Here is a 21,911-nt window from a genome sequence, read left to right as displayed (position 1 = left end):
TGTTCGTAATGCGGTACATCACTGGGGGGATCGCGCTGGGCGCCGCCGTGGCGCTGGGCGGCCTGCTGAGCGCCGGAACGGCGGCCACCGCCGCACCCTCGGCGCAGACGCAGAGCCTGTTCGCGCCCTCTGCACTGGTGCTGACCGTCGGTGAGGGTGACAGTGCGACGAACTCCGGCGTACAGCGAGCGGTGACGCTCACCTGCACGCCGAAGGCCGCGGGTACCCACCCGGCCGCCCGAGCCGCCTGTGACCAACTGCGTGCCGTCGACGGGGACTTCAAGGCCCTCGTCACCACGCGGTCGGACCGGGTCTGCACCAAGGAGTACCGCCCGATCGTCATCACCGCCGACGGCGTGTGGGACGGCCGCCGCGTCTCGTACGAGCACACGTTCGCCAACCCGTGCATGGCGTCGGACGGCAAGGGCGTCGTCTTCGAGTTCTGAGGCCATCGCCCACGAACGACCAGCCCGACATGACCGCACGACCCGCACGACCCGCACATGAGGCGGCCCCCGGACACCGTGGAGGTGTGTCCGGGGGCCGCTGTCCGTGGGGGTGCCCGTGGGGGCGTCCGCGTCCGCTAAGGCAGTCTCGCCCCGTACGCCGCCAGGGCCTCGCCCACCGGCTGGTAGTAAGTGGTCCCGCCCCGGGCGCAGTTTCCGGTGCCGCCCGAGGTGATGCCCAGCGCCCGGCCGCCGGCGAAGAGGGGGCCGCCGCTGTCGCCCGGCTCGGCGCAGACATCGGTCTGGATCAGCCCGGTGACCGTGCCCTCCTGGTAGTTCACCGTGGCGTTGAGTCCGGTGACCTTGCCACTGCGCAGCCCGGTCGTGGACCCGCTGCGCCAGACGGTCTCCCGGAGGACCGCGTCGCGGACGCCGGTGACGGTCCGCGAACGGCCGTTGTGGAGGTCGACCGCGCCGGGGGGCCTGACCGAGGGGTCGGTGTACTCCACGAGGGCGTAGTCGTTGCCCGGGAAGCTGGACTTGACGGTGCGTGCGATCACCGGGCCGCCACGGCTTCCGGACCAGCTCTTGACGGCTTTGCCGCAGTGCCCGGCGGTGAGGAAGGCGGGCCGTCCGGCCCTGACGACGTTGAATCCGAGCGAGCAGCGGGCGGAGGGCCCGTGGATCGCGTCACCGTCCTGGACGAAGCGCAGCAGCCGGGTGGAGGTCCTGCGTACCACCACCGTCTCGCCGAGGGAGCCGGCGACCTCCTCCAGACGCCTCAGCTTCGCGCCCGTGACCGTGGGGTCGGCGGTGACGACGATCCGGTCGGCCCGGGGATCCGACACCCAGGCGGTTCCGGGGATCGCCGCCCGGGAGGCCAACGCCGACCGTGTGGCGGCGAGCCTGGCCCCCGAGAAGCGGACGACTCTGGGTTCGGCACCCACCGCGCGCACCGCGCCCGCCGCCTTCCGGTCCGTGGTGGTGACGACGGGCTTCCCGGACGCGGCGTCGTCGTACGAACCGGCCGCCACGCCTCCCAGCCGGGCGGGGAGCGTTCTCGCGAGCTGCCCGGCCGAGGCCGCGGACGACGCGCGCGGTTCCGGGGTGTCCGGGGCGGCGGACGCGTCGGCGTGCCGCGGACCGAGGGTCACCGCCGCGAGCGCGGCCACCGCCGCGGCGGCCAGGGCGGTGCGCGCACGCATCGGGCTGGGCTTCAACTCGGCACCTCCGGTGGGGGTCGGGCCCGGCGGCAGGGGCGGGCCCGGGCCCACAGGACAGGCGGCAGTCAGGCGGCAGTCAGGCGACACAGGCCCGCCCCCGGCTGTACGAAAGGCGCGACCATGCCAAGTTGCCCGTCGAGTATCCCGACCGGCGGAGGGAGTGCACAAGTATGAATGGCGATCGCGCGCAGGGCCGTGCGCGCGCCCTGAGCGCACGCGCCGTACTCACGAACGGGCGTGTCCGCCGTCGCGCGGGGCAGGCGTTACGGGAGAGGGTGAAAGGAGAGCGGAAGGCGGGCGGAAGGCGGTAACTCCGAGGAGGCGTGCGCCGGTTCAGTCCGGCCCGGGCGGCATTCCCGAAGCTCCGGGCTCCGGTGCTTCACCCGCGCCCGTCGTCCTGTCCTCGGCCCGGACGGACTGCTCCTCGGCCCGGACGGACTGCGGGAATCCGGGCGGCAGCCCGACGTCGGAGACCGGTGACGGGTCCAACGGCACCGACTCGGCGGCGGGCGGCACCTCCTCCGGAGCGGGCGGGGCCGGTCGCGAAGCCGCGGGCTCGGCGGCCGGCGGGCCCTGCTGGGCCGACCGCTCCAGGAAGCGCAGCAGCTCCACGGGGAAGGGCAGCACCAGCGTGGAGTTCTTCTCGGCGGCGACCGCCACGATGGTCTGCAGGAGCCGCAGCTGAAGGGCCGACGGCTGCTCGGACATGGTGGCGGCCGCCTCGGCGAGCTTCTTCGACGCCAGCAGCTCGGCGTCCGCGTTGATCACGCGGGCGCGGCGCTCGCGCTCGGCCTCCGCCTGCCGGGACATCGAGCGCTTCATCGTCTCCGGCAGTGAGACGTCCTTGATCTCGACGCGGTCGATGTGCACGCCCCAGCCGATGGCGGGGCTGTCGAGCATCAGCTCCAGGCCCTGGTTGAGCTTCTCCCGATTGGAGAGCAGATCGTCGAGATCGCTCTTGCCGATGATCGAACGCAGCGAGGTCTGGGCCATCTGCGAGACGGCGAAACGGTAGTCCTCGACCTGGATGACGGCCTCCGCCGGGTCCACGACCTTGAAATAGACGACGGCGTCGACCCGCACGGTCACATTGTCCCGGGTGATGCCCTCCTGGGCGGGGACGGGCATGGTGACGATCTGCATGTTCACCTTGCGGAGCCGGTCGACGCCCGGCACGATCATGGTGAATCCCGGCGTGCGGATCTCCTCGCGCAGCCGGCCGAGCCGCAGCACCACCCCGCGCTCGTACTGCTTGACCACCCGGGCCGCCGTCGCCACGTACAGCGCGCAGGCCGAGCCCGCGGCCACCGCCGCCACCACCAGCTCTTCGACCATCACGACCCCCAGCCGTCCGCATCGGGTGTCGTCTTCCACGGTATGCCCCCGGCGGGCAAGGGTCGAGCCCCCGACCGGGGCACCGGTCGGGGGCTCTGGCACCCGCCGGCCGCAGGCGAGGGGGAAGAAGATGCAAGCTCGCGGCCGGAGGGAGGTCGGGCGGGTTCGGATGCGTACGTGACGTGCTCAGGCGGGGGCCGGGGTCAGGGGAGGGTCACCCCGTAGGCCTTCATGGCCTCGACGACCGGTTGGAAGAAGGTCGTGCCGCCGGAGCGGCAGTCGCCGCTGCCGCCGGAGGTGAGGCCGAGGGCGGTGGAGCCGGCGAACAGGGCGCCGCCGCTGTCACCGGGTTCGGCGCAGACGGTGGTGCGGATGAGGCCGGAGACCACGTCGCCGTTGCCGTAGTTGACCGTGGCGTTGAGGCCGGTGACCTTGCCGCTCTTGAGACCGGTCGTGGAGCCGCTGCGCTGGACGCTCTGTCCCACGGTCGGGTCGGCGGCGGAGGTGATCTTCTGGGAGCCGCCGTTGTAGAGGTTGACCTCGCTCGGGTGCGCGAGGGAGGTGTTGGTGTACTTCACGATCCCGTAGTCGTTGCCGGGGAAGCTCGATCCGGTGGTCGGGCCGATGCTGGTCGTATGACCGGAGTTGCTGTAGTAGGCCGGTTTGCCCTCGGTGCAGTGACCGGCGGTCAGCAGGTAGTACGTGCTGCCGCTGCGGACGTTGAACCCGAGCGAGCAGCGCCAGCTCGGGGCGTAGATGGCGTCGCCGCCGCGCAGGAACTTCGAGAAGGTGCCGGGGACCCGTTCGACGCGTATCGCGTCGGCGTTGGCGCCCGCCTCCCGTTTGATCTTCGATATCTCCGCCGCGGAGACGGTGGAGTCGGCGGTGACCAGGAGCGTGCCGGTCTTCTTGTCGATCATCCAGGCGGTGCCCGGGACGTCCGCGGTCCGCACGGCCGACGACGCGGCGGACAGCTGGGCGGCGGTCGCGGGGCTCGCGGCCGAACCGGCCTCGGCGTGGGCGTTGGTGACGACGAGTGCGGACGCGGCCGCGAGCGAGGAGGCCACGGCGATCAGCCGGGCATGTCTCGCGGTACCGCTGCGGGGGGTGGTGCGCTTGATCCTCACGTTGTTCCTCCCGAGTGGGGTCGGGGGTCCGCCGAGTGCGCGGGCCCGTGAGGCGCAGCCAAGAGGCACACCGGATTCCACTTTCGCCGTGCCCCTGACAAGCGCTGTTCGGGAGTATTCGGGCCGTGGACCTTGCGGCGCAAGAGCACCTTTCGGACGCCCGTCCGGGCAGGCCGAAGGGCCCCGACGGCTGTTGCCGCCGGGGCTCGTCACGGGTCGGCTCACCGGGCCGTGACGCTTCGACGCGTCAGCGGGCGAGTGGGTTCCGTTCCCCCGCCGGGACGTCGGCCGGCAGGACGTTGCCGGGCGGCGGGAAGGGGCAGACGAAGTGGTCGGCGAAGGCGCACGGCGGCAGCAGCGCGCGGTTGAAGTCGACGGTCACCTTGCCGTCGGCGTCGGGCGCCGGCGTCCGCAGGAAGCGGAAGCGGTAGCTCGATGTGCCGCTCGTGCCGTCGGCGAACACCGCCCACAGCGAACCGTCGGCCTCGGTCGCGACCCGCAGGGTGCGCGTGCGGCCGTCGAGGGTGAAGTCCAGCTCACCGGCGAGGCCGAGCCCCCGCTCCCGTCCGTCGGCGTTCTCCACCGCGACCGTGCGGTGCTCGGCGTACGGGCGGAACAGCCCCGGCAGCACCCAGCGTTCGTCGTGCTCGAAGACGTCGATGCCGGCGAACTCGCGGCGGGTCGCCGCGGCCGGGTCGAAGACCCGGACCGCCCACAGCCCCTCGCGGCGCAGCACCGGCAGCCGCCGGTCGCCGTGCGCGACGCGGGCGGTCTCCGGCCCGCCGTCGGCGGTGAGCCGGACGGCCCCCGTGAACGGCCGTCCGTCGAGCGTCAGACCGTCCGCCGCCGTGGCGGTCAGCAGCACGTCGTCACCCTCGTCCGTCCACTGCCCCGGCACGGCCGGAATTCGTCCCTCCGAGTTGGCGGCGATATCGGCGAGCCAGTAGGTGCCGATGAGCGCGAGCGGCCCGTACGGTGCCGAGACCGCCTCGGTGCGCTGCTCGCGCCACGCCTTCCACTGCTGTTGTGCGTCAGAACTCATGGTCGTCAACCTTTCACGCTATTTTCACGGCGGGCGGCGGCAGGCCGAGGTGTTCGGTGAGCGTCGGGCCCGGGTACTCCGTACCAAACGCGCCACCACGCTGCTGACGGAGGGGCGCCGGCACCACCCGGCCGACGAAGCCGTCGGTGGCGTCGGCCGCGACGCGGCGCGTGAGCCCGTCGGTGACCTCCGACGGGGTACCGGCGAAGGGCTGCCGTCCGGTCGCCCCGATCACGGCGAGCAGCGCGGCCCGCGGCGGGACCTGCCGTGTTCGTCGATCCCCGCGGCCTTCTCCCTGTCCTCGGCGGCGGTGTCGCCGAGGACGACGGTCGCGCCCGGGAGGCCCCTTCAGGCCCCCGGGCCGCCGGCCGGGCGCGGGGCGGCGGCGCTTGGCGTGGGTGTGGAAGGTGTGGGCGCGTCGCGGCGGGCGGGGCGGGGCAGGGACAGGTGCTCGCGGAGGGTCGCGCCCGGGTAGAAGGAGCGCGGCAGGCCGCGGTGCTGGAGTACGTGCACGGTGGCGTCGACGAGCAGCGCGAGGTCGCGGTCGGCGTGCGTGGGCCGGAAGTGGAAGCCGTCCACCACCCCGTCCGCGTACCAGGCGCCGACGAGGTCGGCGAGGGCGACGGCGTCGGCACTGGTGTGGAGCGTGACGGGCAGGGAGGCGAGGACCACGGTCCGGGCGGGGTCGCGGCCCTCGGCCCGGATACGGCGGCGTAAGTCGGCGGCGGCGGCGCGGACCGCCTTCGGGCCACGGGTGTTCCGGGTCCGGATGAACGCGACGTCGGCGTGCCGGGCGGCGGTGGCGCGGGGCAGCGGATCAGTGGCGTCGACGGCGACGACCGGGCGGCCCTGCGGGGTCCGGGGCACGGCGGCGAGGCCACGGACGCTGGAGCGGGGGCTTGCACAGTCGGCGCGGCGCGGTCGGGCGGGGCGCGGTGCGGCGGGGTGCGGTTCGGCGTCGTTGACGGACCGTCCGGTCACCGCGCCGTCGAACTCCGCGCCGTCCTCCCAGCTGTCCCAGAGCCGGGTGACGGCATCGGTGACGGCCTCCGCCTCCCGCCACAGCCGCGCGGCGGGCCGGGGCCCGGAGTCCCGTGCCTCGTCGTCGGTCGCGCCGACCCCTACCGTCCAGCCCGCCCGGCCCCGGCTCACCCGGTCCAAGGTGGCGACGGCGGAGGAGACCTGGAGGGGGTCGGTGCGGGTGGCGCTGACGGTGGGCACGAGCCCGATCCGCCCGGTGGCGGGCGCGACCCGGGACAGCGTGGCGAGGGCGTCGGGGTGGTCCGGCCCCCGTCGGGACAGGGTGAAACCGTCGCCGAGGGTGACGAAGTCGAACCGGCCGCGTTCGGCGAGACGGGCCGCGCGGACGTAGGGCTCGGCGTCGAGGACACCGGGCCGGTCGATGGCGACGGCCAGACGCAGGGGCCGGGTGGGTACGGGCATGGGGGTTCCCTGGGTAGACGGGGCGGGGATCGCGAAGACATCGGACGGGGGTCGCCGGCGCCGGGCACGCCGTGCCGACGGCACCCACGCGGGAAGGCGAGGGCGGGGGCGCGAGCCGGGGCGTCGTCCTGCCGGAAGGCGGGCGCGTTGCCGTACGGCCGAAGGCCGACGAGAAGAGGGGGCGGGGCTGGGCCGTGTCCGGCGGATCTTCGGCTACCGGCCGGCTTCGCCGCCTGCGACGTGAATCCAGCCCGTCCGGCGATTGAGGACACCGCCGCGCGGTGGTGGTGCACACACCACGGGCCGCGGCGCCCACCCCACATGATCCGCCGGACACGCCCTAGGGCACACGGGCATGCGCGGGCTTCCGTCGATGCCGAGACCGAACGCGGGACCGTTGCGCCTTCACCATGGGCCGCGCCCCTCAGCACGGACCAAGGCCCAAAGCTATTCCGGTGCCACGCCCGGCTGTCAAGGCTGTCCGGACTGTGGGCACCGCGTCTCACCGGACCCCGGTAGGGGATTGACGCGAAAAAGGATGGCTGTTCCACTTACCCCATGAACTCAGGGCAACGGCTGGTCACACGGGACCACATCGACTTCGGCCGGGTGTGGTCGGCGTCCTGTCCGGACTGACTCCGCCAGTCGGCACCCGGCGCCGGCCCGCCCCATGTCAGGGCGCGGCCACGGGCGTTGCGGGGGTGGCCGAGGGCTTCCGCCCGTATCCCGTTTCCCGCCGTATCAGCGTGCCTTCACTTCGGCGGCCGTTGGCTGCCACTCCCCTCGCACGAACCGCACTCCGTATGGGCCGTCCGTTTCCGCCCGCGGCGGCGGGCGCCCTGCGGGCGCGTCCTCCACTGCGGACGGGCTTGAAGAGGCTGGGTTCAGCCCCCTCAAGCCCGTCCGGCAGAGGTGCCCACGCCACGGTCCGCACGGGCCGAGGCGCAGGTACTACATCGCGTCAGCAGTCACAACCACAGTCGCATCCCTCACAGCACTTACCGCAACAGTCGCAGCAGTCACAGCAATTGCCGCAGTCACCACAGTCACCGCCGCAGTCACACTTGTGGCACCAGCCCTCGCGCTTCTCGCCGTCCCAGGGGTCGTGGTACTCCCCGTTGCAGCACACCTGGCAGGTGCAGAAGAGCCCGGACCACACCGCGCAGCCCGCCAGCAGTCCACGCCGCCGCCCCTGCCGGGGCGGCTCCGGCGGGGCGCCGGGCGGCATCACCGGCGGCGGCCCGAAAGCGTTTTGGTGCGCCTGGTGCCCTTCGGCCGCCTGGTGCCCGCAGCCGGACGTGCCGAACGCCCGGTCGACCGCGCGCTCCAGCTCGTGCACCAGCAGGATGTGCGCGAGCTTGCCCTGCCCCTTGCCGCCGAACTCGACCTCGCGCAGCGCCAGCCGCACTCCGTGCGCGGCGTCGTCACACAGCCGCCGCACCTCGGCGAGGTCCGTGCCCGTCGCGGCGATGGGATTCCACGCACCGGCCTCGGCGTCCTCGGCCAAGTCCTCGACGGCGTCCAGCAGATGCGCGAGCCGGCCGAAGAGCCGGCCCGCCTCCTCCAACGGCGCCCGGTTCTCCGGCCGTCCGGCCAGCACCGCCGTGTACCCGAAGGCGGCGGCGGTGGCCGTCTCGGTCGGCTCGGTGACCTCCAGCAGCGGCGTTCCGATCCCGGCCAGTGCCTCGATCCCCGCCTGCCGTTCGACCGCCTCGACCAGCACGGCGGTGTCGAACCCCAGGTCCGATCCGGACCGCGCGCCCGCCCGGTCCCACTTGGCGGCGACCTTGCGGGCCGCGGCCGCCACCGGCCGCCGCGCCAACATTCCGTCACCGTCGGCGACATGGTCGCGCATCTTCGCCGAGGCCAGCACGAGCGAGACGGAGGCCGCCAGCCGGGCCCCCTCGCCCTTCGCCACCGACGCGGTACGCATGCCGCGCAGCGGACACGGTCCGGCGGTGCGCCGCCAGGAGTTCGCCCCTTCGGAACGGGACGACTGCGCCTCGACGAGGACGGATATGATCAGCCCGTCATAATTCGTGGCTATTCGCGCGAACTGACCGTGGTCCCCCCTCAGGGTGAGACACAGTCCGCAGAGATGGGCCATCCACTCCGCCCGCATCCCTTGGGACAGCCGGTGCCTGCAAGGCCTGATAATCCCGAACAAATCTCGCCCCCGTGTGTGGTGCCGATCAACCCGGGCATCCTATTGACCGGAGGAACGCGCCGAGACGGGGCCCACACCCCGATCGTCGCCGCATATGCCCAGGTCCAGCGCCTGTGGCGGAATCTCGGGGTTTCTGACGCATCGCCAACCGCTTTGCACCAGATGCGTCACGAAATCCACGTGTGGCGGCTATCCACTTGGCACATCATCCGCATCATGGACGACCATAGAGGAGCGGGCGGAACACACCGCGTGTGAGAGGAGGCGTCCATGGGATCGGTGCGCAAGGCGAGTGCCTGGCTTGGCCTCGTCGACGACAGCGATGACGAGCGCTACTACGACGACGACTACACCGACGCCGAGGGGCCGGTGCCCGGCGACTCCTGGGTGACCAACCCGAAGGTGCTGGTGACCGACGAGGCCGCGCAGGAACAGGGCACCCGCATCGCCACGGTCACCCCGGACGGCTTCAGAGACGCCCGTGGCATCGGCGAGCTTTTCCGGGAGGGCGTCCCGGTGATCGTGAACCTCACCAGCATGGAACCCGACGACGCCAAGCGGGTCGTGGACTTCGCGGCCGGCCTGACCTTCGGCCTGCGCGGCACGATCGAGCGCGTGGCCAACCGCGTCTTCCTGCTCACCCCCGCCGACTACAAGGTGGTCAGCGGGGAGCACACCGGCCGCGCGAACGGCGGCTTCTTCAATCAGAGCTAGGGGGTCCGGCCGGGGGTCCGGGGGTTGCCCCCGGGAGACACAGCAATCAGAGCTAGAGGCCCGGCCGGGGGTCCGGGGGTTGCCCCCCGGGGGACACGGCAATCAGAGCCAGCGGTTCCGGACCGGGGGTGAAGCGGACAGGGGGGAGGTGCTCACCGGAACGCGTCGAGGCCGGTGAGCGCCTTGCCCAGCACGAGCTGGTGCATCTCGACGGTGCCTTCGTAGGTGAGTACCGATTCCAGGTTCGTGGCGTGCCGCATCACCGGGTACTCGAGCGAGATCCCGTTCGCGCCGAGGATCGTACGGGCGGTACGGCAGATCTCGATCGCTTCCCGCACGTTGTTGAGCTTGCCGAAGCTGACCTGCTCCGGCCGCAGTTTCCCCGCGTCCATCCGCCGCCCCAGATGGTGGGCGAGCAGCACGCCCTTGTGCAGTTCCACCGCCATGTCGGCGAGTTTGGCCTGGGTGAGCTGGAAGCCGCCGATCGGCCTGCCGAACTGTTCGCGGGTCTTCGCGTAGTCGAGCGCCGACTCGAAGCTCGCGCGTGCGGCGCCCATCGAGCCCCAGACGATCCCGTAGCGGGCGTGGCTGAGACAGCTGAGCGGCCCGCGCAGCCCGGTGACCTCCGGGAGGACCGCGTCGGCGGGCAGCCGTACCTCATCGAGGACGAGTTCGCTGGTGACGGAGGCGCGCAGCGACCACTTGTGCCGGATCTCGGGCGCGGAGAAACCGGGCCGGTCGGTGGGGACGACGAAGCCGCGGATGCCGTCGTCGGTCTGTGCCCAGACGATCGCGACCCCGGCCACCGAGCCGTTGGTGATCCACATCTTGCGGCCCGTCAGTACCCAGTCGTCACCGTCGCGCTTGGCGTGGGTGCGCATGGCCGCGGGGTCCGAGCCGTGGTCGGGTTCGGTGAGCCCGAAGCAGCCGATGATCTCACCGGCGGCCATGCCGGGCAGCCACTGCCGCTTCTGCTCCTCGGAGCCGAAGCGGTGGATGGCGTACATCGCGAGGGAGCCCTGGACGGAGACGAGCGAGCGGATGCCGGAGTCCGCGGCCTCCAGTTCCAGGCAGGCGAGGCCGTACTGAACGGCACTGGCACCCGCGCAGCCGTAGCCGGTGAGCTGCATGCCGAGGGCGCCGATGGAGCCCAGTTCGCGGGCGAGCCCCCGGACGTCGGGCAGCTCACCGCGCTCGTACCACTCGGCGATGTGGGGCAGCACCCGGTCGGCGGCCCAGCGGCGGACGGTGTCGCGTACGGCGAGGTCCTCGTCGGTCAGCAGATCGTCGAGCCCCAGCGGGTCGCGCGGGTCGAACGACGGCAGCGTGCGTACGGACATGCTCGGCCTCCGGCTCGGAACGGACGCGATCGCCGTCCGCGGTGTGATCATCCCAGTCGCCCCGACGCTACGGCCGGGTAACCCCCGCCGTCCAGACCCTTGCCCTTGCCGGGCGGGGGGGCGGCCACACCGGTGCCGCACCGGTGTTCAGCCCGCCGGGAGGATCACACGAGGCACCGCCTCGCGCTCCGAGGCGCCGCCTCGCGCTTCCCCTCGCCGACCCGGGCGCCCCGCGGGGGGCGAAGGGCCGTCAGCCGGTCGCGGCCCCGCCCACCTCGGCACGGTTACGAGGCGCCGCCTCGACGCCGCCCTCGTCGGGCGGCGAGCCGGTCGGAGCGTCCGCTCCCGCCTCCCCGCCGGACGGCGCCCCGCACTCCATCACGCGCGGCAGGCGCAGCGCCGCGAGGGCGCCGAGGAGCAGCAGGCCGGCGCTGACGGCGAGGGTGACGTGCAGGCCGTGGACGAAGGAGTCGCGCGCGGCGGTGCGCAGGGCCTCGCCGGCCGGGCCGCCGAGGCGGTGCGCCACCTGGTAGGCCTCGCCGAGCGAGTGGCTCGCGGCCGCACCGGCCGCGCTCGGGACGCCGGGGGCGGAGGTGACGCCGGGGGCGTAGGCGGCGTTCATGACGGTGCCCAGGAGGGCGATGCCGATGCCCGCGCCGAGCTGGTAGGAGGTCTCGCCGATGGCGGCGGCGCCGCCCGCGGACCCGGCGGCGGCTTCGCTGAGCATGGATTCGTACGCCCCGAAGAGCGTGGTCTCCAGCCCGAAGCCGAGGAGGACGAAGCCCGCGACAAGGAGCGCGGGCCGGTCGTGCTGGCCCATCAGCGTCAGGGAGAGCACCGCCGCGGCCGTCAGGACGAAGCCGAGGCTCACCATCGCGCGCGGGCCGAAGCGGTGCAGCATGCGGGAGCCCGCGAGGCCCGAGGCCATCGCGGCGAGGGTGAGGGGCAGCAGTCGCAGACCGGTTTCGAGCGGGGTGAGGCCGAGGACGAGCTGAAGGTACTGGGCGGCTATCAGTTCGAGGCCGACCAGCGCCAGCATGGCCAGCACGATGCAGCCCACCGAGGTGCCGAAGGCGGGCCGGGCGAACAGGGTGAGGTCGACGAGCGGGTGCTCGCGACGCCGTTGCCGGCGGGCGAAGAGGATCAGCAGGGCGATGCCCAGGGCCGTCGGTACGACGGTGGCGAGGCTCAGCAGTTCGCCGCCGCCCGCCCGTTTCACGCCGAGGACCACGCCGAACAGTCCGAAGGCGGCCATCAGCGCGCCGAGGACGTCCCACGGCCCGTTCCGGTCGCCGGTCGACTCGGGCAGCATCCACCGCCCGATGGGAAGGCTGACCACCATCAGCGGAATGTTGATGAGGAAGACCGAACCCCACCAGAAGTGTTCGAGGAGGAAGCCGCCGAGCAGGGGGCCGACGGCCGCGCCCACGGCGGCCACGGCGCTCCAGATGCCGATGGCCAGGGCCCGCTCCCGCCGGTCGGGGAAGACCTGCCGCAGGATCGAGAGCGTCGCGGGCATGATCATCGCGCCGCCGACGCCGAGCAGCGCCCGGGCCCCGATGAGCACCTCCGGCGTGGTGGCGACCGCGGCGAGCGCGGAGGCCACGCCGAAGAGCCCGTAGCCGAGGAGGAGCACCCGGCGGCGGCCCACCCGGTCGCCGAGGGTGCCGAAGAGAATGAGGAGCGAGGCACAGACGAGGGGATAGACGTCCACGATCCACAGCAGCTGGATCGCACCGGGCCGCAGGTCCTCGGTGACGGCCGGTACGGCGACGTGCAGCACGGTCGCGTCGACGGCGACCAGCAGCAGGCTGACGCACAGGACGACGAGCACGGTCCAGCGGCTCGCCCCGGCTCCCGGTCCTTGCCCACGGCGCGGCCGCTGCCACTGCCCGTACCGGGACCGCTGCCGGGGAACGCCCGCCGCCCGTGCGGGGCCGGCCGTGGTCGTCCCGGACATTCACACACCTCCGTGTCATGCGCGCTCGCCGCCGACCGCGGGTCTTGGGGGACTGTGGAGCCGCAGGTGAGGCGGGCGAGTGAGTCGACAGCGTACGCGAGTCCCGGACCGTCATACGTGGCCTCGCTCACGTCGAACGACGGACCGCCCGGGGCACGGGTGTGCATGCTGGACAATCGCTCGGTGACCGATCTCCTTTCCCCCACCGCCTCGGGCGGCCGTGTGACCGACGGTACGGGCCGCCCGCCCGGTGCCCGCGCGGCGCTGCGGCACGCCGCGCCCGCGCTGCTGGTGTACGCGGGGATCCGGGCGCTGGGCGTCGTGGTGCTCGCGGTGTGGGGACGGGCCGCGGGCAAGGATCCGCATCAGCTGCTCTCGGCCCGCTGGGACTCGCTCTGGTACTCCCGGATCGCCGAGGAGGGCTACGGCCACACCCTTCATCTCGGGGGCGGCAAGGTCCATTCCGATCTGGCGTTCTTCCCGCTGCTGCCCTGGCTGGAGCGGGTGCTGTCCGCGGTCTTCCCGCTCTCGGCCGCCGACGCGGGCCTCGCGGTCAGTGCCGTCGCCTCGCTCTTCGCCGCCTGGGCGGTCTTCGCGGTGGGCGACCGGGCCGGCGGGAGGCGCACCGGCGTCGCGCTCGCCGCGCTGTGGGCCGCCCTGCCGGTCGGCGTCGTGCAGTCGATGGCGTACTCCGAGTCGCTCTTCACGGCGCTGGCCGCGTGGGCGGTGTACTGCGTGCTGACCGGCCGGTGGGTGTGGGCGGGTGCGCTCGCGGCGCTGGCCGGGCTGACCCGGCCGGTGGGGGTCGCGGTCGTCGCGGCCGTGTGGATCAGCGCGGCGGTGACCCTGCTGCGGGCGCGCCGCACGGGGGCCGGGGAGTCGCGCGTAAGGATGGCGCTCGGGGTGGCTCTGGCCCCGCTCGGCTGGCTGGCGTACGTCGCCTGGGTCGGTGTGCGGACCGGGAGCGTGACCGGGTATCTGGACGTGCAGGGCGGCTGGGGCAACGGCTTCGACGGGGGGCTGGCCTTCGGTTCCTTCATCGCCGGGCTTCTGACGGGCTCCGCCTGGCCCGCCGGGGCCGGTCTGCTGATCGGTGTCGCCCTGGTGATCCGCCTCTACGTGGCGGGGGTGCGGCAGCGGCAGCCGCTGCCGCTGCTCGTCTACGCCGGGGTGGTCCTGCTGCTCGCCCTGACCGCCAAGGGGTACTTCGGCTCCAAGCCGCGTCTGATGATGCCCGCCTTCCCGTTGCTGCTGCCCCTCGCCGCGGCGCTCGCCCGGCTGCGGACGGCGGGGGCGGCGGGGACGCTCGCGGCGGTGGCCCTGGCGTCGGCGCTCTACGGGGCGTTCTGGCTGCACGGCTCCGGACCGCCGTGATCGTCCGTTCGGGGCCGGGGCCGGGCCGGGGAAAACGGCACGGGACGCCGCGGCCAATCTCCGATAAACGGTGTCACACAAAAGCGAATTAACGCATCGGGGACCCGGACCGGCCACTGCCGCGGGATTCTTTAAGCGTTTCTTATTCCCCCTGCTCGAAGTCCGGTCGAACTCCGCCCGAAGTGCCGCCGGTCCGCCTTGAGACGCATTCCACATCACATCGCCATCACAATGAGGGCCGATCGGCCGAACCCTCCCGTCACGCAATGTAACGTCCTTTGAGTGCGTACCAACGACGAGCCCGCCCACGTGGTGGAGCACCCCACCGAACCCGTGCGGCCACGGATGACCCGGACCCGTCTGGGGATCTTCGTGGCGACCCTCACGGTGTACGTGGCGATCGTGGTCGGCGTGCTCACCACGTCCTGGCCCGTGCGCTTCGACTGGCAGGTCATGCTCTACCGGCCGTACAAGCAGTGGCCGGAGATCCACACCTTCCTCGACTACTTCGTGGTCCTGGGCCAGCGCGGCCCGACCGCGGTCGCGGTGGCCGCCTGGCTGGGCTGGTGCACCCACAAGCAGAAGACCCTGCGCCCGCTGCTGGTGCTGGGCACCTCCCTGCTGCTGCTCAACGCCACCGTGGGCGCCGCGAAGATCGGCATGGGCCGGCTCGGCCCGCACTACGCCACCTCGATCGGCTCCAACGAGATGTTCGCCGGGGGGGACATATTCCCCTCCGGCCACACCGCCAACGCGGTGGTGACCTGGGGCGTCCTCGCCTATCTGGCCACCACGCCGCGGAGCCGCCGGGTCGCCTCCGTCACCGCCGCGCTCCTCGCGCTGGGGGTCGGCATGACGACCGTGTACCTCGGCACGCACTGGATCAGCGATGTGACGCTCGGCTGGAGCGCCGGACTGCTGGTGCTGCTCGCCCTGCCGTGGTTCGAGGGGCCGATGGCGGTCGCCGAGGCATGGCTGCTGGGCGTCTGGCACCGGCTGCGCGAGCGCACCGCCCTGGCGCCGGCCCCGGTCGCGCCGATCGCCCTGGGCGGTCCCCGTACCCCGGTGGACGACGAACTGCCCGCCCGCGAGCCGGTGACCGCGGGGAGCCGCACCGGTGGGCGCGTGCCCGACGGCAGGCCCCATCTGTCGCCCCGGCCGCACACGGTGCGCTCCGAGCGGACACCGGTCACCCCGACCGGCAGCCGCCGCCCGCCGCACGCCGACCGGGCACCGCGTACCTCGCCGGTGCTCCCGGCCACGGGCCGCGGCCGCACCGTCGGCGGCTGACCCCGCCAAGGCCCCGTCGGCGCGGGGGCGGTACGCACCCCTCCCCCGCGTCCGGACACAGCGCTTGACGCAGACGGCCCCGGAAAGCTCTTCCCGAGCTTCCGGGGCCGTTTCGTGTGCGGGGCCGGTCAGCCCTTCCAGCAGTGCCTGACGATGTCGTCCTCGACCTCGAAGTTGAGCCGCCCCACCTGGTACTCCATGGTGATCACCGTGCCGGGCGGCAGCGCCCGGACGGTCGTCCAGCCGCGCGCCCGCGCCCGGTCGGCGGCCGTCTCGGCGTCGAGTCCCACATACGCCTCGGGGGCGTCGTCGGGGTCCGTCGGAAGGTTCGGTAGAGGTGCCATGGCAGCCACCGTAGGCGGCCCGGCGGGGGCGGTGGAAGGCGGGGCCTGCCATGACCTCATCCGCCCCACGTCCGCCACTGGTCACACTTCTGTTACAGAAAACTCTCGCCGGTTTGCCGTAACGCGGGTCACTCGTACGGGCCTTCTCATCTCCCGCATCGGTCCTTCCGGCGCACCCCGGGCGGAATTCCCCCCACCCTTTTCCGAACACTTCTCGAAACTCCCCCGCCACCGGCGGGACTTCCCCGGACAGAGCACCTGGCAGCCATTACCCGGGGTTAATTCCCGGCCTTCGGAAGTGCGGGCCCGGATCTGCCGGAAGGAATAATTCCGCCTATCGCGCGCACGGCCGGGACGGCGGCCGGACCGACACGCCGGACAGGTGAGGCACCCTCGCGCCCCGCGCCCGCGACGAGCATCATGACGGGTGCCCGAAGCCCGTGGTGAGCTGAAGCGAAGGGGTACGCGGATGGGGACCGACACCGCACAAGCAGCGGCCGGGCGGGTCCGGGAGCACCGCCGCGGACAGGTCGTGGTCGACTGGCTGTCGACCACGGACCACAAGAAGATCGGGCATCTCTATCTGATCAGCTCGTTCGCCTTCTTCCTGGCGGGCGGGCTGCTGGCCATGCTCATGCGCGCCGAACTGGCCCGCCCCGGGCTCCAGCTGATCAGCAACGAGCGGTTCAACGAGGCGTTCACGGCGCACGGCACGATCATGCTGCTGCTGTTCGCGACCCCGGCCTTCGCGGGCTTCGCCAACGCGATCATGCCGTTGCAGATCGGCGCCCCGGACGTGGCGTTCCCCCGGCTCAACATGTTCGCGTACTGGCTGTACCTCTTCGGCGGTCTGATCGTGGTGGCCTCCCTGCTGATGCCCCAGGGGGGTGCGACGTTCGGCTGGACCGCCTACGCGCCGCTGAACAGCCTGGAACGCTCGCCGGGCATCGGCACGGACATGTGGATCATGGGGCTGGCGCTCTCGGGCTTCGGCACGATCCTCGGCGCGGTGAACTTCATCACCACCATCATCGGGATGCGCGCGCCCGGGATGACGATGTTCCGGATGCCGGTCTTCACCTGGAACGTGCTGTTCACCTCGATCCTGATCATCATGGCCTTCCCGGTGCTCGCCGCGGCGCTGCTCTGCCTGGAGGCGGACCGCCGGTTCGGGTCGATGATCTTCTCGGCGCAGAACGGCGGGACGCTGCTGTGGCAGCACCTGTTCTGGTTCTTCGGGCACCCGGAGGTCTACATCATCGCGCTGCCGTTCTTCGGCATCATCACGGAGATCATCCCGGTCTTCTCCCGCAAGCCGATCTTCGGCTATGTGATGCTGATCGGCGCGACCATGGCGATCACCGCCCTGTCGGTGGTGGTCTGGGCGCACCACATGTTCGCGACGGGCGCGGTGCTGCTGCCGTTCTTCTCCTTCATGTCCTTCCTCATCGCCGTGCCGACCGGGGTGAAGTTCTTCAACTGGATCGGCACGATGTGGCAGGGGTCGCTGTCCTTCGAGGCCCCGATGCTGTGGGCGACCGGCTTTCTGGTGAGCTTCCTCTTCGGCGGGCTCACCGGGGTGATCCTGGCCTCGCCGCCGCTGGACTTCCACGTCACGGACACCTACTTCGTGGTCGCGCACTTCCACTACGTGGTCTTCGGGACGGTCGTCTTCGCGATGTTCGCGGGCTTCTACTTCTGGTGGCCGAAGTTCACGGGCAAGATGCTGGAGGAGCGGCTGGCGAAGGTGCACTTTTGGACCCTGTTCGTCGGCTTCCACCTCACGTTCCTGGTCCAGCACTGGCTGGGGGCCGAGGGCATGCCCCGGCGGTACGCGGACTACCTCGCGGCCGACGGCTTCACCGCGCTCAACACGGTCTCCTCGATCGGCGCGTTCCTGCTCGGGCTCTCGAACCTGCCGTTCTTCTACAACATCTGGAAGACGGTGAAGTACGCCCCGCGGGTGGAGGTCGAGGACCCCTGGGGCTTCGGGCGTTCGCTGGAGTGGGCGACGTCCTGCCCGCCGCCCCGGCACAATTTCCTCACCCTGCCCCGGATCCGCTCCGAGTCCCCGGCGTTCGACTTCCACCATCCGGAGGTGGCGAAGCTGGAGGAGCCCTCGCCGCCGGTGGAGCCCGACCGAGCCGGTTCCTGATCTCCCCCCTCGGCAGCGCGGCCCGTGCGGCGGCGCGGGGGTGATGCGGTCGGCCCGGCCGGCCGTCGAGGACGGCCACTGTCCTCGACGGCCCTGCCTGCCACGGGCCGGGCGGCGAAACCTCCGGGTGCCTAGCCGGGTTACCGGGCGGCGGGGGGCCGCTCGTCGATCCGGACCGAAAGGTCGTTGTCGGCGGTGTAATACGGGCCTGCCTGGGCAGCCGCGTAGGGGGTGTCGATCGCGCGCGCCGGATAAGCGAAAATCTGCTGCTTGTCGACGACGTCGTCCAGGATGCGGGCGATCCGGACCGGGTCGGTGTCGTCCGGGCGGCGCAGTGCCAGGTCCCAGACGTCCGTACCGCCCCGCCACTCGGCGGACAGCCGCGCGTAGGGGACGGTGGCGGTGAAGTCCGCGCCGTCGGCGGTGAGCGGGGCGGTGACGACCAGCTCGGCGTCGCGGCGGCAGCGGACCTCCACGACCGCGTCGGCCAGCCATGCCTCCGGGTCCTCGACCCGGTAGAGGACGCCGTGGAGGGTCAGGCCGTCGTCGGCGAGGAGGAGGTCCCCCGCCTCGGCGTGCGGGCCGCGCAGCCAGCTGCGCAGTGAGAGGTTGCCGTGCTTCGTCGCGTACGGGATCCGGACGGCCAGCGGCGAGGTGCTGGGGCCGGGTCTGCGGTCGACCAGCGAGCGCAGGTCGAGCAGACCGGGCACGAGCCGCACCGGGGCGTCGTCGCCCTGGGCGACGTGGACGTCCCAGCGGCCTTCGGGCAGGGCGACGGTGCTGGGCAGCACCGCGCGCAGCCGGCCGTCGCCGTTGGGCGTCAGCGGCAGGCGGGTCTCTTCGGTCTCGTCGGCCTCCTCGGCCGCTTGGGCCCCTTTGGCCGCGGCCGTCGTACCGCCGGCCCGGCGGCGCAGGACCAGCGCGGCCGACCAGTGGTCCGAGGCGTCGGAGCGCTCGGGGGCGTCGAGGTCGAAGGTGAGTCCGCCCGCGGAATCCGCGATGCAGTCGGCGGTGGGATTGCCCATGCCGAAGGCCTGGAGAGGGGCAGACACGGTGGTGGGCTCCTCGGGAGTGTCGGTCGGGTGGGACTGCCCGGAACCGGCCGCGCCGGCGGGCTGGGCGGGAGGCGTCATCAGGCACGCACCTTTCGCAGGGCGGACCGACTGGCGTCCTTGGCCTGGAACGCGCCGCTGAGCAGCGCACCCCGGGTGCGGTGCAGCGAGCCGCGCAGGCCGCCGCGACCGGTGAGGTCGGTGAAGAGCTGTTCGTAGCGCCCGGCGATGCGGTCCGGGTCGAAGCGGGCCGAACTCGCCAGCGCCTCGCGCCCCATGCGCTGCCGCAGCTCGTCGTCGTTGATCAGCTTCAGCAGCCCGTCGGCGATCTTGTCGACCTTGCCGGTGGGCACCAGCAGACCGTCGACCCCGTCGTTGATGATCTCGCCGGGCCCGTGCGGGCAGTCGGTGGAGACGACGGGCAGCCCGCAGCGCATCGCCTCGACGATGGTCATGCCGAACGACTCGAGGCTGGAGGTCACCGCGCCGATGGAGCCCTTGACCCACTCGGGGTCCAGCGGGTTGGCGGGGCCCATCAGGAAGACGTGGTTGTACAGGCCGCGCTTGTCGATCTGGGCGCGCAGCTTCGCGCGCTCCGCGCCGGCGCCGTAGATCCGCAGCCGCCAGTCGGGGCGCTCGGCGACGACCTTCTCGAAGGCGCGGATCAGCACGTCGTAGCGCTTGGCGGGGGCGAGCCGGCCGGCGGCGACCACCCACTTGGCGCTGCCGTCCGCGGGGTCCAGGGCCGGGGCGGGAATGCTGTTGGGCACCGCCTCGACGCGCACGCCGGGCAGCCGCATCAGCTTGCGGTAGGTCTCGGCGTCGGCCTCGGTGACGGTGGTCACCGCGTCGAGCCGCGGGTAGTGCGTGCGCAGGGTCAGCTTGAGCTGCGGGGTGTGGGTGCTCAGCGTCAGGTGCTCCTGGCCGACGCGGACCGGGCCGCGCCGGGCCTGCTGGGCGATGTGCACGTTGAGGCCGGGACGGGTGCCGACTATGACGTCGCAGTCGAGACTGCCCAGGTGCTCCGCGATCCGCCGGTCGGTGAGCGCGCTGTACTGCTTGTAGCGGCCCTCGGTGGCGGGGAAGACGGAGGCGGGGCGCTCCTGCTCGGGGTCGTCGCCCTCGTAGCCCGGGCTGCCCTTGCGCAGATCCACCAGATGGCGCAGCCGCACCTTCGCGCTCGGGGCGAAGACGGGCTCCTCGCGATGACGGAAGACGGAGACGATCTCCACGTCGTGCTGCTCGGCGAGCGTGCTCGCGAGGTTGTACGTGGTGCGGATCGTGCCACCGATTCCGTACGCGTTGTGAATCAGGAATGAGATGTGCATTCGTCCCCGTATGCAGCCGTTTGCCGCGGACGTTACCAAGCAGCCCGCCTACTGAGAGGTTAGACCGTGGTGAGGGCTTCGCGGTTGGCCCTGATCACCAACTCGTTCTTGAAGTGATGACGAATCGGTAGCGGAATCGGGGAACTTTCGGTGATCTTCCCCGAAAGCCGTCCCGGAGCCCGGTCCGGGGCGTGACCCCTGCCCCGGATCGCCCGTTGTCTCGTTACGAGCCGGGAACCGCCCGGCACGTGACGACCCACAGTTCGAGGAGCCCCCCGTGCCGCGCATGCTCGACGTCAGCGACGACGTACGTGCCGAGATCGGTGACGAAGAAGCCGCCCGGTTGCTCGGCGGTGACAGTGCCCCGGGCAGCTACGACTGCACCTCCTGCCGCACCCCCGGCCACACCGAGCGGGAGCGCACCAGCACCGTGCTCTTCGTCGGCGACGAGACGGCCGTGCTCGCCTTCGCGCACGCCGCCTGCATCCCCTCCCAGGTGGTTCCGGTCTCCGAGGAGCAGCTGCAGACAGCGGTGCGTTCCATCACGGCCGCGAGCGAGCCGAGCGCCCCGGCTCCGATGCCCACCGACAGCCCGCTCCAGGCGGAGCTGGGAGTGACCAGCGGGCTGCTGCTGATCGACGGCGAGCTGCAGCCAGCGCTCGTCGTCGAGCCGCTCGTCCCCATCGCCCGCCCCGGCACGGACGGGCCGGTCGACGTCTTCCTGCCGCTGCTCATCGAGCAGGGTTTCGCACCGGTCTCCGCCGTCGACCAGGTACCGGCGCCCAGCCCGGGCTGGTCGGTGCTGCTGGCCATGGGCCAGCTGCACGCGATCCTCCAGCCGAGCAACAGCGGGGGCGCGCCCACCGCCTGGTGGCAGGCGCACCAGGCGATGCAGGTCGCCACCGAGTGGCGGTCCGCCGTCAACAAGACCCGGCGGGTGCTGGTCTTCGCGGCCCCGGTCGGGACGATCGGCCAGCAGCCGCGCGAGGACCTGCTGCGCGAGGCGCTCGACCGGGCCGCCGCGCGCGGTCAGCTGGTGGCGGCCTCGATGCCGCTCGCGGGCACATGATCAGCGGAATGCACCCCGCCCGCCACGTACCGGCGGGCCATTCGCGGTCGGGCCCGCATCCGACGGGCCACGGGGTCGTTGGCACTGATGTGTACACATACGATCCCGCATCCAGGACCTCGTACAACCACATCCCCGGTATGCGGCCACCCCGCGACGCCGCCCCGGACACCCTCGCCGTCTCGGTCACGCCGATCTACGACGCGCTCTACTCCGAGTACCGCAGGTCGTTCCGGGCGCTCCCGGGCGACCGCTCGGGGGAGGAGGACCTGGGGTTCAAGGGCTTCGGCGCCCAGCACCGGGGATACGGCGGGCAGGACCCCTCGGGCCAGTCCGGGCAGTCGTCGTACTCCGGGCAGTCCGGCTACCCCGGTTCCTGGGACTCGCACTACGGGCGGCAGCGGGGGGGGGGGGGGGGGGGGGGGGGGGGGGGGGGGGGGGGGGGGGGGAGAGAGGGGGGGGGGGGGGGGGGGGGGGGGAAAGGGGGGGGGGGGGGGGTGTT

At 72.5% G+C, this 21,911-nt stretch carries 18 protein-coding genes; 6 read left to right on the top strand and 12 right to left on the bottom strand.

What is annotated here, in order from left to right:
- The first annotated feature begins 8 nt into the window (after positions 1-8).
- Positions 9-446: a subtilase-type protease inhibitor gene (locus ACZ6MA_RS18025; protein WP_469434778.1), complete on the top strand. Its 438-nt coding sequence runs from the start codon at positions 9-11 to the stop codon at positions 444-446.
- Positions 447-583: 137 nt separating this feature from the next.
- Here ACZ6MA_RS18025 and ACZ6MA_RS18020 read toward each other — a convergent pair whose 3' ends face one another.
- From ACZ6MA_RS18020 to ACZ6MA_RS17990, 7 genes are all read right to left on the bottom strand, one after another.
- Complete coding sequence (locus ACZ6MA_RS18020) at positions 584-1,651, bottom strand: S1 family peptidase (RefSeq protein ID WP_469434777.1); 1,068 nt, start codon at positions 1,649-1,651, stop codon at positions 584-586.
- A 351-nt stretch (positions 1,652-2,002) separates the two neighbouring features.
- On the bottom strand, positions 2,003-3,004 hold the full coding sequence (locus ACZ6MA_RS18015) for a slipin family protein (RefSeq protein WP_469435179.1): 1,002 nt from the start codon (positions 3,002-3,004) through the stop codon (positions 2,003-2,005).
- A gap of 203 nt (positions 3,005-3,207) precedes the next feature.
- Entirely contained in the window at positions 3,208-4,131 is a 924-nt protein-coding gene (locus tag ACZ6MA_RS18010; protein ID WP_469434776.1) for a S1 family peptidase, read from the bottom strand.
- A gap of 247 nt (positions 4,132-4,378) precedes the next feature.
- Entirely contained in the window at positions 4,379-5,173 is a 795-nt protein-coding gene (locus tag ACZ6MA_RS18005) for a DUF1684 domain-containing protein (protein ID WP_469434774.1), read from the bottom strand.
- A 13-nt stretch (positions 5,174-5,186) separates the two neighbouring features.
- On the bottom strand, positions 5,187-5,408 hold the full coding sequence (locus tag ACZ6MA_RS18000) for a hypothetical protein (RefSeq protein ID WP_469434773.1): 222 nt from the start codon (positions 5,406-5,408) through the stop codon (positions 5,187-5,189).
- 113 nt (positions 5,409-5,521) lie between these two features.
- On the bottom strand, positions 5,522-6,616 hold the full coding sequence (locus tag ACZ6MA_RS17995; protein ID WP_469434772.1) for an LLM class flavin-dependent oxidoreductase: 1,095 nt from the start codon (positions 6,614-6,616) through the stop codon (positions 5,522-5,524).
- A gap of 961 nt (positions 6,617-7,577) precedes the next feature.
- Positions 7,578-8,783, bottom strand: coding sequence for a DUF5685 family protein (locus tag ACZ6MA_RS17990; RefSeq protein WP_469434770.1), 1,206 nt, complete (start codon positions 8,781-8,783; stop codon positions 7,578-7,580).
- Between the two features lie 270 nt (positions 8,784-9,053).
- Between ACZ6MA_RS17990 and ACZ6MA_RS17985 the strand changes: the two genes are divergently transcribed.
- Complete coding sequence (locus tag ACZ6MA_RS17985) at positions 9,054-9,497, top strand: cell division protein SepF (protein ID WP_469434768.1); 444 nt, start codon at positions 9,054-9,056, stop codon at positions 9,495-9,497.
- A gap of 152 nt (positions 9,498-9,649) precedes the next feature.
- Here ACZ6MA_RS17985 and ACZ6MA_RS17980 read toward each other — a convergent pair whose 3' ends face one another.
- Complete coding sequence (locus ACZ6MA_RS17980; RefSeq protein ID WP_469434766.1) at positions 9,650-10,837, bottom strand: acyl-CoA dehydrogenase family protein; 1,188 nt, start codon at positions 10,835-10,837, stop codon at positions 9,650-9,652.
- 250 nt (positions 10,838-11,087) lie between these two features.
- Positions 11,088-12,797, bottom strand: coding sequence for an MFS transporter (locus ACZ6MA_RS17975; RefSeq protein ID WP_469434765.1), 1,710 nt, complete (start codon positions 12,795-12,797; stop codon positions 11,088-11,090).
- Positions 12,798-12,980: 183 nt separating this feature from the next.
- On the opposite strand from ACZ6MA_RS17975, the gene ACZ6MA_RS17970 reads away from it, so the two are divergent.
- Complete coding sequence (locus ACZ6MA_RS17970; RefSeq protein WP_469434763.1) at positions 12,981-14,171, top strand: hypothetical protein; 1,191 nt, start codon at positions 12,981-12,983, stop codon at positions 14,169-14,171.
- A 282-nt stretch (positions 14,172-14,453) separates the two neighbouring features.
- On the top strand, positions 14,454-15,461 hold the full coding sequence (locus ACZ6MA_RS17965; RefSeq protein WP_469434762.1) for a phosphatase PAP2 family protein: 1,008 nt from the start codon (positions 14,454-14,456) through the stop codon (positions 15,459-15,461).
- Between the two features lie 128 nt (positions 15,462-15,589).
- Here the strand turns inward: ACZ6MA_RS17965 and ACZ6MA_RS17960 are convergent, their stop codons facing one another.
- On the bottom strand, positions 15,590-15,805 hold the full coding sequence (locus ACZ6MA_RS17960; RefSeq protein ID WP_469434760.1) for an I78 family peptidase inhibitor: 216 nt from the start codon (positions 15,803-15,805) through the stop codon (positions 15,590-15,592).
- Positions 15,806-16,274: 469 nt separating this feature from the next.
- Between ACZ6MA_RS17960 and ctaD the strand changes: the two genes are divergently transcribed.
- Positions 16,275-17,960 carry an aa3-type cytochrome oxidase subunit I gene (gene ctaD, locus ACZ6MA_RS17955; protein WP_469434758.1) on the top strand — a complete coding sequence of 562 codons (1,686 nt, stop codon included), beginning with the start codon at positions 16,275-16,277 and terminating at the stop codon, positions 17,958-17,960.
- A gap of 140 nt (positions 17,961-18,100) precedes the next feature.
- On the opposite strand, the gene ACZ6MA_RS17950 is transcribed toward ctaD, so the two are convergent.
- Together ACZ6MA_RS17950 and ACZ6MA_RS17945 are read right to left on the bottom strand one after the other, a co-directional pair.
- Positions 18,101-19,093, bottom strand: coding sequence for a hypothetical protein (locus tag ACZ6MA_RS17950; RefSeq protein ID WP_469434757.1), 993 nt, complete (start codon positions 19,091-19,093; stop codon positions 18,101-18,103).
- Positions 19,093-20,340 carry a glycosyltransferase family 4 protein gene (locus tag ACZ6MA_RS17945; RefSeq protein WP_469434755.1) on the bottom strand — a complete coding sequence of 416 codons (1,248 nt, stop codon included), beginning with the start codon at positions 20,338-20,340 and terminating at the stop codon, positions 19,093-19,095. The genes ACZ6MA_RS17950 and ACZ6MA_RS17945 overlap by 1 nt, the downstream gene beginning before the upstream one ends.
- Before the next feature lie 286 nt (positions 20,341-20,626).
- Here ACZ6MA_RS17945 and ACZ6MA_RS17940 point away from each other — a divergent pair, with 286 nt between their 5' ends.
- Positions 20,627-21,409: a hypothetical protein gene (locus ACZ6MA_RS17940; protein WP_469435178.1), complete on the top strand. Its 783-nt coding sequence runs from the start codon at positions 20,627-20,629 to the stop codon at positions 21,407-21,409.
- The last annotated feature ends 502 nt before the right edge of the window (positions 21,410-21,911 follow it).

This window comes from Streptomyces sp. NPDC042259 (assembly GCF_055582085.1).
Note: the sequence above shows the minus strand (reverse complement) of the source record. Positions and strands in the feature narration are given on the sequence as shown.

What these genes read in the sequence shown, in the direction of transcription:
- ACZ6MA_RS18025 (WP_469434778.1), top strand. Translation starts at nt 9, where the DNA reads ATGCGGTACATCACTGGGGGGATCGCGCTGGGCGCCGCCGTGGCGCTG.
- ACZ6MA_RS18020 (WP_469434777.1), bottom strand. Translation starts at nt 1,651, where the DNA reads ATGCGTGCGCGCACCGCCCTGGCCGCCGCGGCGGTGGCCGCGCTCGCG.
- ACZ6MA_RS18015 (WP_469435179.1), bottom strand. Translation starts at nt 3,004, where the DNA reads ATGGTCGAAGAGCTGGTGGTGGCGGCGGTGGCCGCGGGCTCGGCCTGC.
- ACZ6MA_RS18005 (WP_469434774.1), bottom strand. Translation starts at nt 5,173, where the DNA reads ATGAGTTCTGACGCACAACAGCAGTGGAAGGCGTGGCGCGAGCAGCGC.
- ACZ6MA_RS17995 (WP_469434772.1), bottom strand. Translation starts at nt 6,616, where the DNA reads ATGCCCGTACCCACCCGGCCCCTGCGTCTGGCCGTCGCCATCGACCGG.
- ACZ6MA_RS17985 (WP_469434768.1), top strand. Translation starts at nt 9,054, where the DNA reads ATGGGATCGGTGCGCAAGGCGAGTGCCTGGCTTGGCCTCGTCGACGAC.
- ACZ6MA_RS17980 (WP_469434766.1), bottom strand. Translation starts at nt 10,837, where the DNA reads ATGTCCGTACGCACGCTGCCGTCGTTCGACCCGCGCGACCCGCTGGGG.
- ACZ6MA_RS17975 (WP_469434765.1), bottom strand. Translation starts at nt 12,797, where the DNA reads ATGTCCGGGACGACCACGGCCGGCCCCGCACGGGCGGCGGGCGTTCCC.
- ACZ6MA_RS17960 (WP_469434760.1), bottom strand. Translation starts at nt 15,805, where the DNA reads ATGGCACCTCTACCGAACCTTCCGACGGACCCCGACGACGCCCCCGAG.
- ctaD (WP_469434758.1), top strand. Translation starts at nt 16,275, where the DNA reads ATGGGGACCGACACCGCACAAGCAGCGGCCGGGCGGGTCCGGGAGCAC.
- ACZ6MA_RS17950 (WP_469434757.1), bottom strand. Translation starts at nt 19,093, where the DNA reads ATGACGCCTCCCGCCCAGCCCGCCGGCGCGGCCGGTTCCGGGCAGTCC.
- ACZ6MA_RS17945 (WP_469434755.1), bottom strand. Translation starts at nt 20,340, where the DNA reads ATGCACATCTCATTCCTGATTCACAACGCGTACGGAATCGGTGGCACG.
- ACZ6MA_RS17940 (WP_469435178.1), top strand. Translation starts at nt 20,627, where the DNA reads ATGCTCGACGTCAGCGACGACGTACGTGCCGAGATCGGTGACGAAGAA.